Raw genomic sequence first — 14,705 nt, 5'->3', positions numbered from 1 at the left:
TCAGCGGACCACCGGCAGCGCCCGCGGGCGCGGCTCCGCGGCGCGGCGGTTCCAGTCGGCGTCGGACGGCGCGTGGCCGTCGAACGCCCACGCCTTGCCGGTGTCGGGCGGCCGCAGCGTGAGGCCCTGCCGCTCCACCATCCCCACGGTGAGATCCGGCGCGCGCCCGGCGCTGGTGAGGTAGTTGCCCACCATGGTGCCGTTCGCGCCGGCGCGGAAGATGAGGTGCTGGCGGTCGCCGAGGTTCACCTCGCGCCCGCCCATCACGAAGATGTGCGCGCCCGGCATCATCAGGCGGAACACCGCCAGCGCCGCCAGGCACTCCTCCGCCGTGATGGCCTTCAGGTGCTCCATGGGCGTGCCGGCGCGCGGGTTGAGGAAGTTCACCGGCACGCAGTCCACGCCGAGATCGCGGACCTCCTCGGCGAACTCCACGCGCTGCTCCGGCGTCTCGCCCATGCCCAGGATGCCGCCGGAGCAGAGCTTCAGCCCGAGCCCCTTCGCGGCGCGGATGGTCTCGAGCTGCTCGTCGAAGGTGTGCGTGGTGCAGACGTTCTCGAAGTGGCTGCGCGCGGTCTCGAGGTTGTGGTGGTAGTGCATGAGCCCGGCGTCCTTCAGCCGCCGCAGCTCCGGCTCGCGCATGAGGCCGAGCGAGGCGCAGGGCTCGACCGCGGTCTCGGCCCGCAGCCGCCGCAGCGCGTCCTCCACGGTCGCGAGCTCCTGCTCCCTCGAGAGGCGCGTCCCGCTCGCCACGATCGAGAACTCGCGCGCGCCGGCCCGCTCCGCCTTGCGCGCCTGCTCCACGATCTCGCCGGCCCCGATCATCGGGTACACCGGCGCGTCGGCGCCCTCGAAGCGCGCCGACTGCGAGCAGAAGCCGCAGTCCTCGGGGCAGCGGCCGCTCTTCGCGTTGGTGATGCCGCACAGCGCGACCTCGTCGCCGTGCACCGCGCGCCGGACGGCCTCGGCGCGATCGAGCAGCGCCTCGAGCTCGGGGCCGGAGGTGTGGTGGATGAGGCGGCGGGCCTCGTCGCCGGAGATCGGCTCGATGCCGGGCGGCAGCGTCCTGGAAGCGGTCTCGCACATGGGGCCCGCACGATAGACAGGCGGGGATCCGCTCGTCAACCGGGCGGCCCATCATCGGTTGACGACCCCCGGCCCGGGCGGCCGGCGGCCCCGGCGGACGGCGCCCTGCCCGGCGCGCATGCGCCTGCCGCAGGCACGGTTCCACCCCGCGCCGCGTGCGTACCTTTCGATGCAAGGGAGGGGGGCGCATGCTCTGGACGATCACAGTCATCCTGCTCGTGCTGTGGGCGGTGGGCCTGGTGTCGGGCGCCACCGTGGGCTGGTGGGTGCACCTGCTGCTCATCCTCGCCGTCATCACGCTCATCCTGGCGGTGATCCGGCGCGGCTCCGCAGCGATATAGGGGGCGCGCCCGGCGCTCAGGGGCACGCGCCGGGCGCGCCTTCGCTGCACCAGCCCCGCTGGAACGCCGGGCCGGGCGGCGGCGCGCCGCGGCTGTCGCGGCCGAAGGCGCCCGTCGCGCCCCACCGCCCGGGCCAGGCGAGGAACGCGACGCGGGCCGCGCCGCGCTCGCCCATGTTCACGACGCCGCCGAAGCCGGGCGCGCCCGGCCGCCAGAGGGGGCAGCCCGCCGCGGCGGCGCGCGCCGGCTCCGCCTCCGGGCAGAGCCGCTCCCAGCGCGGCGCGTCGTCGGGCGACGCGTAGCTCGCGTGCGTCCCGCGCGCGGAGAGGACCACCGGGTGCTCGCCCTCGCGGCGCAGCGCGCTCCAGCCGAACCACGGGCCGGGCTGCGCGTCGGCGTGGCGCGCCAGCCAGGCGCCGAGCGGCCGGCCCGCCGCGTCGAGGCGCACCGTCATGTGCTCCCAGTCGCCGTCGTGGTCGAACGCCCAGAACGCCTCGTTGAACGGGTACAGGAACCAGTACTGGAGGAGGATCCCGCCGTCGGCGGCGCGGTACGCGTGGCCGTACGCGGTCCAGTCGGCCGGATCCGGGCTGCCGGCCTGCGCGGCGGCGTCGAGCCGCAGGCGCGCGCCCGGCTCCTCGGTCCCCGGGATGAGCAGCGCCGCGAGCGCGCCCAGCGCCGAGGCCTGGAGCACGCGGGGCGGGGGACCGGGCGCCGTCTCGAGCGCCGCGCGCGCGAGCAGCCAGGGAGCGCTCGCGGGGCGCACCGGCTCGTCCGGCGCGAGCACCACCACCGGCGCGAAGCGCGCCAGCAGCGCGTCCTCGAGCGCGTCGTCGAGGCCGTCGCGATCGAGGTCGGCGGCGCGCGCGGCGGCGGGGAGCACGGCGAGGGCGGCGAGGAGCAGCGCGGCGGGCAGGCGGCGGGACGGGTGCGAGGGCATCGGCTGAGGTGGGAGTCCGCCCGCAGCCCGTGCGGGCTACCGAGCGTCGAGCGGCGCGGAGGATCGTGCATCGCGGCCCGGATCGGCAAGAGACGGCGCGGCGGGCGCCCACGTGTCGGACGTGCGTGCTAACGCCTGCTCCATGTCGCGCGCCGCGCCGAAGGTCCGCACCGTGTTCGCCTGCGCGGAGTGCGGGCAGCAGAGCCCGAAGTGGCTCGGGCAGTGCCCCGCCTGCAAGCAGTGGAACACGCTGCAGGAGGAGCTCGCCGCCCCGGAGCCGAAGGCCGGCGCCGCGCCGCGCGGCTGGGGCACGCACGCGGCGGCGAGGCCGCTGCCGCTCCGCGAGGTGGAGGCGCGGGAGGAGCAGCGGCAGCGCACCGGGATCGGCGAGCTGGACCGGGTGCTGGGCGGCGGCGTGGTGCCCGGCGCGCTCGTGCTCCTCGGCGGCGACCCCGGCATCGGCAAGTCCACCCTCGTGCTCGCGGCGCTCGATCGCGTGGCGCTGGCCAACCCGGACCGCCCGGTGCTCTACGTCTCCGGCGAGGAGTCGGCGCGCCAGGTGAAGCTCCGGGCCGACCGGCTCGGCGTCGCCGCCCGCAACCTGCAGGTGCTCGCCGAGACCGACGCGCTGAAGGTGCTGCAGGCGGCCGAGGCGCTCGCCCCGGCCGCGGTGGCGGTGGACTCGATCCAGACGCAGTACCTGCCCGAGCTGCAGAGCGCGCCCGGCACCGTCACGCAGATCCGCGAGGTGACCGCGCGGCTCATGGCGCTCGCCAAGACCACCGAGACGCCCATCTTCCTGATCGGGCACGTCACCAAGGACGGCAGCATCGCCGGCCCGCGCGTGCTCGAGCACATGGTGGACACGGTCCTGTACTTCGAGGGCGGCGGCGCCCACCCCTACCGCGTGCTCCGCGCCCACAAGAACCGCTTCGGCTCGGCCAGCGAGATCGGCGTCTTCGAGATGAAGGCGGGCGGGCTGGCCGAGGTGGCGAACCCGTCGGCGCTGTTCCTGGCCGAGCGTCCGGAGGACGCGCCCGGGAGCGCGGTGACCGCGGTGCTGAACGGCACGCGCACGGTGCTGGTGGAGGTGCAGGCGCTGGTGGCGCCCACCGGCTACGGCACGCCGCGGCGGACCGCGCTCGGCGTGGACGGCAACCGCGTGGCGCTGCTCGCCGCGGTGCTCGAGAAGAAGGTCGGGCTGGAGATCCTGCCCTGCGACCTGTTCGTCAACGTGGCCGGCGGGCTGTCGGTGGACGACCCGGCCGCCGACCTCGCCGTGGTCGCCGCCCTCGCCTCGAGCTTCCGGGAGCGGGCCCTGCCGGCCCGGACGCTGGTGCTGGGCGAGGTGGGCCTGGCGGGCGAGGTGCGGGCGGTGTCGCAGCCCGGGATCCGCCTGGCGGAGGCGGCCCGCCTCGGCTTCCAGCGCGCCATCGTCCCGGCCGCCAGCCTCCGCCACGCGGACGCGCCCGACGGCATCGAGCTGGTGGGCGTCACGACCGTCGCCGACGCCCTCGACCGGCTCGCGTAGCCCACACCCGCCCCCACGGGAACGGGTCGCCGGGTTGCGCCGCCGCGTGGGCTCTCGCAAGATGAACCTGCGATGAACCACGTCGTCCGACGCCTCCGCCCCGATGGCATCGTCGAGCTCCGGCCGCGAGACGTGCGGGTCGAGCGCCCGGAGTGGTACCTCGGCGCCTACACCACCTTCCTCGTGTCCGGGGCGCTGTTCATCAGCACGGCCGTCCCGGCGCAGCTCGTCGCGATCACCTTCCTCGGCTGCCTCCTCGGAGAGGTGTGCTTCGGGCTCCGCGCGCTCGTCGCGCTGCGCCGCCCGCTCGCCGAGGTCGAGGTGCTGGCGCAGGTCCGCCGCGCGCGCTGAGCCGGTGGGCGTTCGGGGCTCCCGACCTCCGCCCGCCCTTCGACGAGCTCAGGGCGAGCGGACGTGCGGAGCCGCTCATGGTGAGCCCCGTCGAACCATGAGCGGGCCACCTGCTACGCCGACTGGACCGCCTTCCGCCACTTGGCGACGTGCTGCTCGCGCTCGACCGGCTTCATCCTCGGCTCGAAGCGCTTGCCGACCTGCCAGGCGCGGCGGATCTCCTCGCGGTCCTTCCAGAAGCCCACCGCCAGGCCGGCCAGGAACGCGGCGCCGAGCGCGGTGGTCTCGATCATGCGCGGCCGCTCCACCGGCACCTCGAGCAGGTCGGCCTGGAACTGCATGAGCAGGTCGTTCTGCGAGGCGCCGCCGTCCACCTTGAACACCGGGAACGGCTTGCCCGCCTCGGCGCGCATCGCCTCGGCGAGGTCGTGGATGAGGAACGCGATCCCCTCCAGCGTGGCGCGCGCCAGGTGCGCCGCGGTGGTGCTCCGGTCGATGCCCGCGATGAGGCCGCGCGCCTCCGGCCGCCAGTGCGGCGCCCCCAGCCCGGCCAGCGCCGGCACGAACACGAGCTCGCCGGTGGACTTCACCTGCTTCGCGAGCGCCTCCACGTCGGGGGCGCGCGCGATGAGCCCCAGCCCGTCGCGCAGCCACTGGACCGCGGCCCCGGCGATGAACGACGAGCCCTCCAGCGCGTACGCCGTCTCGCCGCCCACCGTCCACGCGACCGTGGTGAGCAGCCCGCGCGACGACATCACCGGCTCCGGCCCGACGTTCTGGAGCAGGAAGGCGCCGGTGCCGTAGGTGCACTTCGCCTCGCCCGGCCGGAAGCAGGCCTGGCCGAACAGCGCCGCCTGCTGGTCGCCGGCCATGCCCGCCACCGGAATGCCGTCCGGCAGCACCTTCACGCCGCGGGTGGTGCCGTAGACCTCCGACGACGGACGGATCTCCGGCAGCACGTTCGGCGGGACGCCGAACAGGTCCAGGAGCTCGCGATCCCAGCGCCGCGCCCGGAGGTCCATGAGCAGCGTGCGGCTCGCGTTGGAGACGTCGGTGACGTGCGCCGCGCCGCCGGTGAGCCGCCACACCAGGAAGCTGTCGATGGTCCCGAAGGCCAGCTCGCCGTTCTCGGCCTTCTGCCGCGCGCCCTTGGTGTTGTCGAGCAGCCACCGCAGCTTCGTGCCGGAGAAGTACGGGTCGAGCACGAGGCCGGTCCGGTCGCGCACCAGCGGCTCGTGCCCGGCGGAGCGGAGCTGCGCGCACGCGTCGGTGGTGCGGCGGTCCTGCCAGACGATGGCGTGCGCCACCGGGCGCGAGGAGCGCCGATCCCAGAGCGCGGTGGTCTCCCGCTGGTTGGTGATGCCCACCGCCGCCACGTCCGAGCCGCGGATGCCCGCCTCGCGGAGCGCGCGCTGCACCGTGGACACGGTCGAGCCCCAGATGTCCTCGAGGTCGTGCTCGACCCAGCCCGGCTTCGGGAAGATCTGCCGGAACTCCTGGTTCACCCGCGCGCGCGGCGAGAGCCGCCGGTCGAGGACCAGCACGGTGGTGCCGGTGGTGCCCTGGTCGATGGCGAGGACGTAGCTGGCCACGGTTCACCTCCTGCGCCTGCGCCCGGCGCCGCCCTTCCCCTTCGACGCCGTCGCGCCCGCCTTCCGCCGCCGCGACGGCGCGGGCCCGGCCTCCCGGCGGCGGCCGCCCGGGATCGGCAGCGCCTCCAGGAAGCGCGCGGCCGCCTCGGCGCAGCGCTCCCGCTCCACGTCGATGCCGACCAGGTGCCAGCTCTCCGGCAGCACCCGCAGCGCGGCGGGGCCGGAGCCGATGCGCCGCGCCAGGCGGCGCGCGCCGCCGAGCGTGACGGTGTGGTCGTGCCCGCCCGCGATGACCAGGGCCGGCGCGGCGATGCCGGGCAGCTGCGCGTCCACGTGCCGCGCCAGCTTCGCCAGCTCGGCCACCGCCCCGAGCGGCACGCCGGGGAAGGCCGGGTTCGCCGCGCGCATCTCCGGGTCGCGCACGTCGGAGCCGGCCGCCTTCGGGATCACCACGCGCCGGAGCGGCCCGAGGCGCCCGAGCAGCGCGCCGAGCCGGCCCTGGAGCTGCAGCTCGAGCGCCGGCGCGAGGAGCACAGGCCGTCCGCGCGCTCCGGGTGATCGTGGGCCAGGGCGCAGGCGACCAGGGCGCCCATCGAGCAGCCCACCAGGAACGTCCGGCGCGCGCCGGCGAGCCGTTCCAGGTCGCGCCGGGCCTGCGCGATCCACTCCGTGTACGAGACGTCGCCGAGCGCCTCCGGGCCGCCGGCGTGGCCGGCCATCCGCGGGGCGAGGCAGCGCATGCCGGCGGCGTGGAGCCGCTCCGCCACGGGCAGGACCTCGAACGTCGAGCCGGTGAGCCCGTGCAGCAGCAGGACCGCGTCGGGGCCGCCCGGGAGGTCGAACTCGTCGCCACGCGCGCTGGAGGTCCGGACCACGCTCCACGAGCGTTACCCCTGGCCGGGCCGCCTTTCAATCCTCCGCTGCGGGCGGCCCCCTCGGGATGCGGGGCGAATTGACGCTTCGTGAAGGCGGCGCGGGGCGGGGCGTTTCCTGCTAAGCCTGGGGCATGTCCGACAAGCCCGCCACCCCGCCGCCGCACGCGATCCCGGTGCAGATCGAGATCGACCCGGTCACCGCGCAGGGCGCCTTCGTCAACATGGCCATGGTGAACCACACCGAGACCGAGTTCACGCTCGACCTCATCTACGTCCAGCCGCAGGCGCCCAAGGCGACCGTGCGCGCGCGGGCGATCACCACGCCCAAGCACATGAAGCGGCTCCTCCTCGCCATCCAGGAGAACCTGGCGCGCTACGAGGCCCGCTTCGGCCCGATCGAGCTGGGCGACGCGCCGGCGTTCCCGCAGGGCGGGATCGTGAACTGATCCGACGGGGACTGCATCCCTCCCCGGCCTGCGGCCGGGGCCCCTCCCTGCAGGACGCATCCCCCAGGTCCGCGGCGCGGCCGGCGGTCCGCCGGCTGAACGCACGTTCAAGGCCTGCCCTCCGTGTTCCCGCGGGGTTGGGAGCGGGCACGCCGGCTGCTCTCCCCGGCTCGCCGCCGCGCACCTCGCGCGGCGGTCCGAACCCACGGAGAGGCACATGAGCGACACGAACGGAAGCCGGCGGCTCGCGGTCTACGCGATCCCCGAGAGCAAGGACGGCGAGAAGCGCTACTGGCCGCGCATCGGCGCGGCCTACGTCAACCGCGACGGCAGCATCACGCTGCAGCTCGAGGCGCTGCCCATCGGCACCGCCACGCTGCAGGTGCGCGAGCCCAAGCCGCCGGCCGAGCGCGGCGGGAACGCCCCGGCGCGGCGCGAGGGCTTCGAGACGGTGGAGGTGCGCCAGTGAGCCCGCGGTGGAGGGCGCTCGCGGTCGCGGCCGCGCTGCTCGCCGCCGCCCCGGCGCTCGCGGCGAAGAAGGCGCTCGCGCAGGGCGAGAAGGTGGACCTGAACCGCGCGCCGGTGGTGGAGCTGATGCGGCTCCCCGGCGTCGGGCAGCAGCGCGCGCAGGCCATCGTCGCGCACCGCACCCGGCAGCCGTTCCGCCGGGTCGAGGACGTGCTCGCCGTGAAGGGCCTCGGCCCCGCCTGGCTCGCGAAGGTGCGCGCCAGCGTCACGGTGGGCGGCGCCGCCGCACCCGCCGCCCCGGCGGCCCCGCAGCGGACCGCCTCCGCGCGGCGCTGAGCGGGCCGGGACCGGCCGGCCGCGCCCCGCGACCGGCCGGCCGGTCCGCCATCCGCCCGCGCGCGCTCCGGAATCGGCGCCGCCCGCCCGCGACGCTTGACGGGTCCGTGCGCCTCCGCTACTCCGGGGATGCTTTTCGGCTCGGAGGAACAGGGAAGCCGGTCCAAGTCCGGCGCGGTCCCGCCACTGTAGCCGGGGTGAAGCACCCTCGATGCCGTCGCCACTGCCGCGGATGCCCGCGGCGGGAAGGTGGAGGGTGCCTGGCGGAGCGACGCTGCTCCGCGGCCCCGGAAGCCAGGAGACCTCCCTCCGGGTCCGCCGCGAATGGTTCGCGGCACGTGAAGTCCGCGGGTCCGAAGGAGACCCGGCGACTTGGACTCGAGGCCTCCCCTCGGGCGGCGCGCGCGCGCGCTCGCCCTCGTCTTCTCCGCCGCGGCCGTCTGCGCCGGCGCCGGCCCGGTGGCCGCCGCGCGCGCCGACGGCGCGTCCCCGGCCCCGGCGGATGCCGGGGCGCCCGACGCCGGCACCGCGCCGGTCGAGCTCGACGAGCTCGTCATCCGCGTGCCCGGTGCCGAGGCGACGCGCGACCCCACCGGCGCGGTCACCGTGGTCGAGGCCGGCCGCTACGCGGGCGAGGCCAAGGCGGTGGCCGAGCTGGTCGCCACCGCGCCCGGCGTGGCGGTGAGCGCGTACGGCGGCCTCGGCCAGCTCTCCACGGTCTCCATCCGCGGCTCGAGCGCGAGCGGCGTGCTCGTGCTGCTCGACGGCCTGCCGCTCAACACCGCCTTCGGGGGCGGCGTGGACCTGTCCACGCTCCCGCGGCAGTGGATCGAGCGCATCGAGGTGCTGCGCGGCGCCGAGGGCGCCCACTACGGCGCGGGCGCGCTGGGCGGGGTCGTGAACGTGGTCACGCGCGGCGGCGAGCCGGGGCGCTGGTCGGCCGAGGCGAGCGGCGGGGAGTTCGGCACCGCCGCGGCCTCGGCCGAGGCGGCGGCGGGCGGGGAGCGCTGGACCCTGTTCGGCGCGGCGGGGGCGGAGCGGAGCGACGGCGACTTCACCTACCGCAAGCGCCCGCAGAGCTCGCTGCCCGGCAGCCCGTACCAGACGTTCACGCGCGAGAACAACGGCAGCGCGCGCGCCGGCGGGATCGCGAAGCTCACCGCCCGCCTCGGCGAGCGCCGCCTGGACGCGCTCCTGCAGCTCTCCGGCGGCCGCCGCGAGCTGGCCGGCTGGCCCGGCAACGACACGCCCGACGACTGGCAGCGCGACGCCCGCGCGCTCGCGTCGGTCCGGCTGTCCGGCCCCGGTCCCGCGCCCGGCCTCACGCTCGGGGCGCGCCTCACCGGGCGCGCCGACCTGCTCGACACGCGCATCGGGAGCCTGTCCGGCGGCGACCCGGTGCACCAGCGCGGCGGCGCCGCCGGCGCGGAGGCCGAGGCGGTGCTCCTCCACCCGCACGGCGCGCTCCGGGCCGCGCTGGGCGCGGACGGCGAGGCGCTCCGCGCGGACGGCCTGGGTGACACGCGGACGCGCGCGCAGCTCTCCGCCACGCTGTCCGAGGACGCGCGCCTCGCCGCCGGCCGGGTGCGGCTCTCGCCGGCGGTCCGCGCCGAGCGGGTGGGCCCGTTCGCCGGGCTCTCCGCGAAGCTCGGCGGCAGCGTGCGGGTGCTCGGGCCGCTCTCGGCGCGCGCGAGCGCCGGCCGCACCTTCCGCGCCCCCGGCTTCGCCGAGCTCTACCTGCAGCAGGGCGGCGCGCTGCCCAACCCGTCGCTCCGCCCCGAGACCGGCCTCTCCGCCGACGCGGCGCTGGTCGCGGAGGGCGCGCGCGGCATGGCGAGCGTGGGCGGCCACGTGACGCGCTACGAGGACCTCATCGTCTACCAGGCCACCGCCCTCGGGCGGATGAAGCCCTTCAACACCGGCCGCGCCCAGGTCGCCGGGCTGGAGCTCGAGGCGGCCACCGCGCCGGCGCCGCGCCTGCTCGGCCTGTCGCTGGGCGCCGCGTACACGTACCTGCGGACCGAGACGCTGCGCGGCGAGGCTGCCGAGGTGGGCCGGGACCTGCCGTTCCGCCCCCGCCACCGGCTGTTCGCGCGCGCCGCCGTCGCGCCCGGGCCGGCCGAGGCCCACCTCGAGGCGCACTACGTGGGCCCGCAGTGGCGGGACGCGCGCAACGCGGACCGCGTCTCGGAGGCGCTGCTCTGGAACGCGGGCGCCTCGGTGCGCCTCGCCCGCCGCGCCGGGCTGCGGCTCGGGCTCGAGGCGCGCAACCTGCTCGACGACCGGACGCTGACCGATCCCATCGGAAACCCCCTTCCCGGCCGCATGGTGATGGTCACCCTGCGCGCCGGATCGACGCCAGGAGACCCCACCCCATGATCCGGATGCCCCTCCCCGCCCTCAGGGCGGCCCTCGCCGCGGCGGCGCTCGCGCTCGCGGCCTGCAGCAGCGACCACGAGCTCGTCTGCGCCGCCGGCGAGCAGGTCTGCGGCGGCGCCTGCACCTCGGTCGAGATCGACTCCTCGAACTGCGGTGCGTGCGGCACCGCCTGCGGCGCGTACCAGGAGTGCAACGCGGGCGCGTGCGAGTGCGGGCCCGGCACGGTCGAGTGCGGCGGCGGCTGCGTGGACCTGTCGTCCGACCCCGCGAGCTGCGGCGCCTGCGGCAACGCCTGCGGCACGGGCCAGGTCTGCGCCGGCGGCGTCTGCGCCAGCGCCTGCCCCGCCGGGCAGCTGTCCTGCGGCGGCGCGTGCGCGGATCCGTCGTCGGACCGGTGGAACTGCGGCGCCTGCGGCGTGCGCTGCGACCGCGGCGAGAGCTGCCGCGAGGGCGCGTGCCGGCCGGACGTGTACGTGGCCTGCTTCGCCACCGACGACGTGCGGCCGGCGAACGCCGCGCTCCGCGGCGGCCTGCCCCGCGCGGCCGGCGACGGCCCCATCGCGCTGGGCGTGGCGGCCGGCCGGCTCTGGGCGGCGGCCTCCCTCTCGCACTCGCTCGTGTCGTTCCCGCTCGACCTCGGCGCGGCGGGCGTCGAGACGGTGCTGGGCGGCGGCGACCTCGAGGCGCTCTCCGTCGCCGGCGACCGCCTGTGGGTCGCGAACGCGGCCGCCGGCTCGCTGGTCGTGTACGACGCCGCCGCGCGGCGCGTGGTGGACGAGGTCGTCCTCGGGACGACCGGGGTGAACCCGCGCTGGGTGGCGTTCGCGAACGGGCGCGCCTACGCGGCGCTGTACGGCCTCGACCCGACCTCGGGCGGCCAGGAGGTCGCGGTCATCGACCCGGCGACCGGCGGGATCGTCCGGCGCGTGGACCTGCGGGCGCTCGCGGACGCCCCGGGCCTCCCCTTCCCGTCCCACGCCGTGGTGGCGGGCGGGCGCGTGTTCGTCACGCTGGCGAACCTGCGCCTGGGCGAGTGGGGCTACTACACCGACCCGGCGGGCAACGGGAAGCTGGCGGTCATCGACCCGGCCGCGGACGACGCGCTCTCCTCGGTGGACCTGGGCGGCGGCTGCCTGAACCCGGGCGGCCTGGCCGCGAGCGCCGACGGGCGGATGCTCTGGGTGGCGTGCGGCGGGAGCGGCGCCGTGCTCCCGGTGGAGCTGGGCGACGCGGGGATCACCCTGCACGCGCCGGTGGCCGGGCCGGACTTCTCGGCGCCGGGTAACATCGCCCTGTGCGGCGGCATGGCCTACGTCACGGATCAGTGGTCCGGCTCGGTGTGGCGCTTCGATCCCTCCACCGGCGAGCGCCTCGCCGCCGGCGAGATCTGCCCGCAGAGCCAGGCGGGCTGGGCCTGGGCCGCGGACGTGGCGTGCGCGCCGTAGCCGCCGGCTGCGCCGCGCTGGCGCTCGCGCTCGCCGCGCCGGCCGCCCGGGCCGGCGGGGTCGCGGACCTGCTCCGCCCGAGCGGCCGCGGCGCCGCCGAGGGCGGGACGGTGTGGGCCGGGCCCCGGCCCGCCACGCCGCCCCGCCGCGTGGTGGTGCTCGCGCCCAGCCTCACCGACGTGGTGCTCGCGCTCGGGCTCGGCGACCGCCTGGTCGGCGTGACCCAGCTCGACGACGCGCCGGAGGTGCGGCACGTGCCGCGCGTGGGCGGCTTCATCGACCCGAACCCGGAGGCGATCCTCGGGCTCCGCCCCGACCTCGTGCTCTGGATCTCCGACGGCGGCGCGCTCGCCGCGGTGCGCCGGGTGGCCGAGCTCTCGCAGGCGTCGTCGCGCCCGTTCCCGGTGGTCGCGATCCCGGTGGTGAGCGTGGCCGACGTGCTCGCCACCCCGCGCATCGTGGGCGAGGCGCTGGGCGCGCCGGAGGCCGGGGCGCGGCTCTCCGCGGAGCTCGCGGCGGAGGTGGAGCGGGTGCGGGCCCGCGCCGCGTCGCTGCCGCGCCGCCGCGCGCTGTTCCTGGTGGGCCGCGAGCCGCTGGTGGTGGCCGGGCCGGGCAGCTTCCCGGACGAGCTGCTGCGCATCGCGGGCGCCGTGAACGTGGTGGGCGGCTCCCGGCCCTGGCCGGTGTTCCCGCTGGAGCGCGCGGTGGCGCTCGATCCGGAGGTGGTGGTGGACGGCGCGCCGCAGGAGCCGGCCGAGGGCATCGTCCGGCTCTCCGCGATCCCGGCGGTGCGCCGCGGCGCGGTGGTGCGCCTCCCCGACGACGCGCTGCTCCGCCCCGGGCCGCGGATGATCCGCGGGCTGGAGACGCTGTTCCGCGGGCTGCACCCGGAGGCGCGGTGACCGCCTCGCGCCGCACCCGGCTCGCCCTGGCGCTCGGCGCCGGCGCGCTCGCGATCGCGCTCGCGGTGGCGATCTCCTGCGCGCTCGGCCCGCAGCCCATCTCGTTCCGGGCCGCCTGGGCCGGCGCCGATCCCGACGCGGCCATCCTGTTCGGCCTGCGCCTGCCGCGCGCCGTGCTCGCGGCGCTGGTCGGCTGCGCGCTCGCCGCGGCGGGCACCGCGCTGCAGGCGCTCCTGCGCAACCCGCTCGCGGAGCCGTTCGTGCTCGGGGTCTCGGGCGGCGCCGCGCTGGGCGGCTCGCTCATCCTGGTCGCCGCCGCGGGCGTGACCCGCCTGGCGGGGCGCGCCGGCGAGGCGCTGGGCGGCGCGCCGCCGGTCGCGGCGGGCGCGGTGGCCGGGGCCGTCGCCGCGACGGCCATCGTGTTCGGCCTGGGCCGGATCGGCGGCCGCCTGGTGCCCGAGGCGGCGCTGCTCGTGGGCATCGTGTTCAACGCGTTCGCGGCCGGCGTCATCACCCTGCTCAAGATGCTCGTCCCGCCGGAGCAGGCCGGCCGCCTCATGTACTGGCTGCTCGGCGCGGTCGGCTACGAGGCGCCCGGGACGCTGGCGCTCGGCGCCGCCCTGGTGCTGCTGTCGGTGGGCGCGCTGGTGGCGCTCTCGGCGCGGCTCAACCTGCTCACGCTCGGCGACGAGGAGGCGGCGTCGCTCGGGCTCGACGTGCGGCGCGACCGCGCCGCGGTGTTCTTCGCGGCGAGCGCCGCCACCGGCGCGGCGGTGGCGCTGGCCGGGATGGTGGGGTTCGTGGGGCTCATCGTCCCGCACCTGGTCCGGCGGGTGGTCGGGCCCGACCACCGGCTGCTCGTCCCGGCGTCGGCGCTGTTCGGCGCCGCGTTCCTGGTGCTGGCGGACGCGCTGGCGCGCCTCGCGTTCCTCCCGCTCGGCACCGAGCCGCCGGTGGGCGCGGTCACCGCGTTCCTGGGCGGCCCGTTCTTCCTGTGGCTGCTGCGGCGGACCGGGCGCCCCGAGGCGGAGGGCGCGCGATGAGCGGCCCGGCCGCCGGCGCGGGGGCGCCCATGGTGGACGTGCGCGGGGTCACGTTCCGCTACGGCGCCCGCGCGGCGCTCGAGGACGTGTCGTTCTCGGCGCGGGAGGGCGAGTTCGTGGGGCTGCTGGGGCCGAACGGCGCGGGCAAGTCCACGCTGGTCCGGCTCATCGCCGGCCTGGCCGCGCCCGCCCAGGGCACGGTGCGCCTGACCGGGCTCGACCCGGCCGCCGCCCCGCGGCGCGCCGTGGCGCAGGTGTGCGCGCTCGTCCCGCAGGAGCCGCGGCTGACGTGGCCCTTCACCGTACGTGACGCGGTGATGATGGGCCGCGCGCCGCGGCAGGGGCTGCTGGCGGTGCCGTCCCGCTTCGACCACGGCGCGGTGCAGGGCGCGCTGGAGGCGTGCGACCTCGTGCACCTGGCCGACCGCCGCCTCGACGCGCTCTCCGGCGGCGAGCGGCGCCGCGTGTTCTTCGCCCGCGCCCTCGCGCAGGAGCCGCGGGTGCTGCTGCTCGACGAGCCCACCGCGTTCCTCGACCTCGGTCACCAGGTGGCCGCCATGCGGATGGCCCGCGTGGCCGCGCGCGGCGGGCTGTGCGTGGTGGCGGTGCTGCACGATCTCAACCTGGCCGCCGCCGCGTGCGACCGCCTGGTGGTGCTCTCGCGCGGCCGCGTGGTCGCCGAGGGGGCGCCGGACGAGGTGATCACGGCCGAACGGGTGCGAGAGGTGTGGGAGGTGCCGGTGTGGCGCGGCGAGAACGGCGTGACGGGCGCGCCGGTGGTGCTGCCGGCCATCGGGCGGGGGGAGTAGGCGCCGGTTCTGATGGGCGGGCGTTCATGGGCTGTGGGGGTGCGGCGGGGTCGGGGGCGGTGCCGTGTGACCGGAACCGCGACGGCGAGATCGGCTCGCGAGAGGCCTGATGTTGGGGCGCGGGGCGCGGGGACGCGTGGGGCGCGCGGGTGAAGCACCCA

At 77.3% G+C, this 14,705-nt stretch carries 14 protein-coding genes, 1 pseudogene and 1 riboswitch; of the genes and pseudogenes, 11 read left to right on the top strand and 4 right to left on the bottom strand.

Features of this window, described 5'->3' with window-relative positions; all coding sequences use genetic code 11:
* Positions 1-1,086 (bottom strand): biotin synthase BioB, encoded by a 1,086-nt coding sequence (gene bioB, locus ACOQFB_RS03100; RefSeq protein ID WP_059438172.1) that lies wholly within the window; start codon positions 1,084-1,086, stop codon positions 1-3.
* Positions 1,087-1,274: 188 nt separating this feature from the next.
* Here bioB and ACOQFB_RS03095 point away from each other — a divergent pair, with 188 nt between their 5' ends.
* Complete coding sequence (locus ACOQFB_RS03095) at positions 1,275-1,427, top strand: lmo0937 family membrane protein (RefSeq protein WP_152643356.1); 153 nt, start codon at positions 1,275-1,277, stop codon at positions 1,425-1,427.
* A gap of 16 nt (positions 1,428-1,443) precedes the next feature.
* On the opposite strand, the gene ACOQFB_RS03090 is transcribed toward ACOQFB_RS03095, so the two are convergent.
* Positions 1,444-2,367 carry a hypothetical protein gene (locus tag ACOQFB_RS03090; RefSeq protein WP_421608610.1) on the bottom strand — a complete coding sequence of 308 codons (924 nt, stop codon included), beginning with the start codon at positions 2,365-2,367 and terminating at the stop codon, positions 1,444-1,446.
* Between the two features lie 142 nt (positions 2,368-2,509).
* Between ACOQFB_RS03090 and radA the strand changes: the two genes are divergently transcribed.
* Positions 2,510-3,898 (top strand): DNA repair protein RadA, encoded by a 1,389-nt coding sequence (gene radA, locus ACOQFB_RS03085; RefSeq protein ID WP_059438174.1) that lies wholly within the window; start codon positions 2,510-2,512, stop codon positions 3,896-3,898.
* A gap of 72 nt (positions 3,899-3,970) precedes the next feature.
* Positions 3,971-4,249 (top strand): hypothetical protein, encoded by a 279-nt coding sequence (locus ACOQFB_RS03080; protein ID WP_059438175.1) that lies wholly within the window; start codon positions 3,971-3,973, stop codon positions 4,247-4,249.
* Positions 4,250-4,362: 113 nt separating this feature from the next.
* Here the strand turns inward: ACOQFB_RS03080 and glpK are convergent, their stop codons facing one another.
* Both glpK and ACOQFB_RS03070 read right to left on the bottom strand, forming a co-directional pair.
* On the bottom strand, positions 4,363-5,841 hold the full coding sequence (gene glpK, locus ACOQFB_RS03075) for a glycerol kinase GlpK (protein WP_059438176.1): 1,479 nt from the start codon (positions 5,839-5,841) through the stop codon (positions 4,363-4,365).
* A 3-nt stretch (positions 5,842-5,844) separates the two neighbouring features.
* Positions 5,845-6,608 (bottom strand): annotated as a pseudogene (locus ACOQFB_RS03070) (alpha/beta hydrolase).
* Between the two features lie 239 nt (positions 6,609-6,847).
* On the opposite strand from ACOQFB_RS03070, the gene ACOQFB_RS03065 reads away from it, so the two are divergent.
* The 8 genes from ACOQFB_RS03065 to ACOQFB_RS03030 all read left to right on the top strand — a co-directional run bounded on the left by ACOQFB_RS03065 (position 6,848) and on the right by ACOQFB_RS03030 (position 14,544).
* On the top strand, positions 6,848-7,162 hold the full coding sequence (locus ACOQFB_RS03065; protein WP_059438178.1) for a DUF3467 domain-containing protein: 315 nt from the start codon (positions 6,848-6,850) through the stop codon (positions 7,160-7,162).
* A gap of 217 nt (positions 7,163-7,379) precedes the next feature.
* Positions 7,380-7,631, top strand: coding sequence for a hypothetical protein (locus tag ACOQFB_RS03060; protein ID WP_421608609.1), 252 nt, complete (start codon positions 7,380-7,382; stop codon positions 7,629-7,631).
* A complete protein-coding gene (locus ACOQFB_RS03055; RefSeq protein ID WP_059438180.1) occupies positions 7,628-7,966 on the top strand; it encodes a ComEA family DNA-binding protein in 339 nt (112 codons plus the stop codon). The genes ACOQFB_RS03060 and ACOQFB_RS03055 overlap by 4 nt, the downstream gene beginning before the upstream one ends.
* A gap of 122 nt (positions 7,967-8,088) precedes the next feature.
* A riboswitch (cobalamin riboswitch) is annotated at positions 8,089-8,271 on the top strand.
* A 67-nt stretch (positions 8,272-8,338) separates the two neighbouring features.
* Positions 8,339-10,345 (top strand): TonB-dependent receptor plug domain-containing protein, encoded by a 2,007-nt coding sequence (locus ACOQFB_RS03050; RefSeq protein ID WP_059438181.1) that lies wholly within the window; start codon positions 8,339-8,341, stop codon positions 10,343-10,345.
* A complete protein-coding gene (locus tag ACOQFB_RS03045) occupies positions 10,342-11,790 on the top strand; it encodes an MXAN_6577-like cysteine-rich protein (protein ID WP_421608608.1) in 1,449 nt (482 codons plus the stop codon). Before ACOQFB_RS03050 ends, ACOQFB_RS03045 begins: the two co-directional genes overlap by 4 nt.
* A complete protein-coding gene (locus tag ACOQFB_RS03040) occupies positions 11,778-12,692 on the top strand; it encodes an ABC transporter substrate-binding protein (RefSeq protein ID WP_421608607.1) in 915 nt (304 codons plus the stop codon). Before ACOQFB_RS03045 ends, ACOQFB_RS03040 begins: the two co-directional genes overlap by 13 nt.
* A complete protein-coding gene (locus tag ACOQFB_RS03035; RefSeq protein ID WP_421608606.1) occupies positions 12,689-13,735 on the top strand; it encodes a FecCD family ABC transporter permease in 1,047 nt (348 codons plus the stop codon). The genes ACOQFB_RS03040 and ACOQFB_RS03035 overlap by 4 nt, the downstream gene beginning before the upstream one ends.
* Entirely contained in the window at positions 13,732-14,544 is an 813-nt protein-coding gene (locus tag ACOQFB_RS03030; RefSeq protein WP_421608605.1) for an ABC transporter ATP-binding protein, read from the top strand. Before ACOQFB_RS03035 ends, ACOQFB_RS03030 begins: the two co-directional genes overlap by 4 nt.
* Positions 14,545-14,705 lie beyond the last annotated feature (161 nt).

Source organism: Anaeromyxobacter sp. Red801, assembly GCF_049201065.2.
Classification (GTDB): Bacteria; Myxococcota; Myxococcia; order Myxococcales; family Anaeromyxobacteraceae; genus Anaeromyxobacter.
Note: the sequence above shows the minus strand (reverse complement) of the source record. Positions and strands in the feature narration are given on the sequence as shown.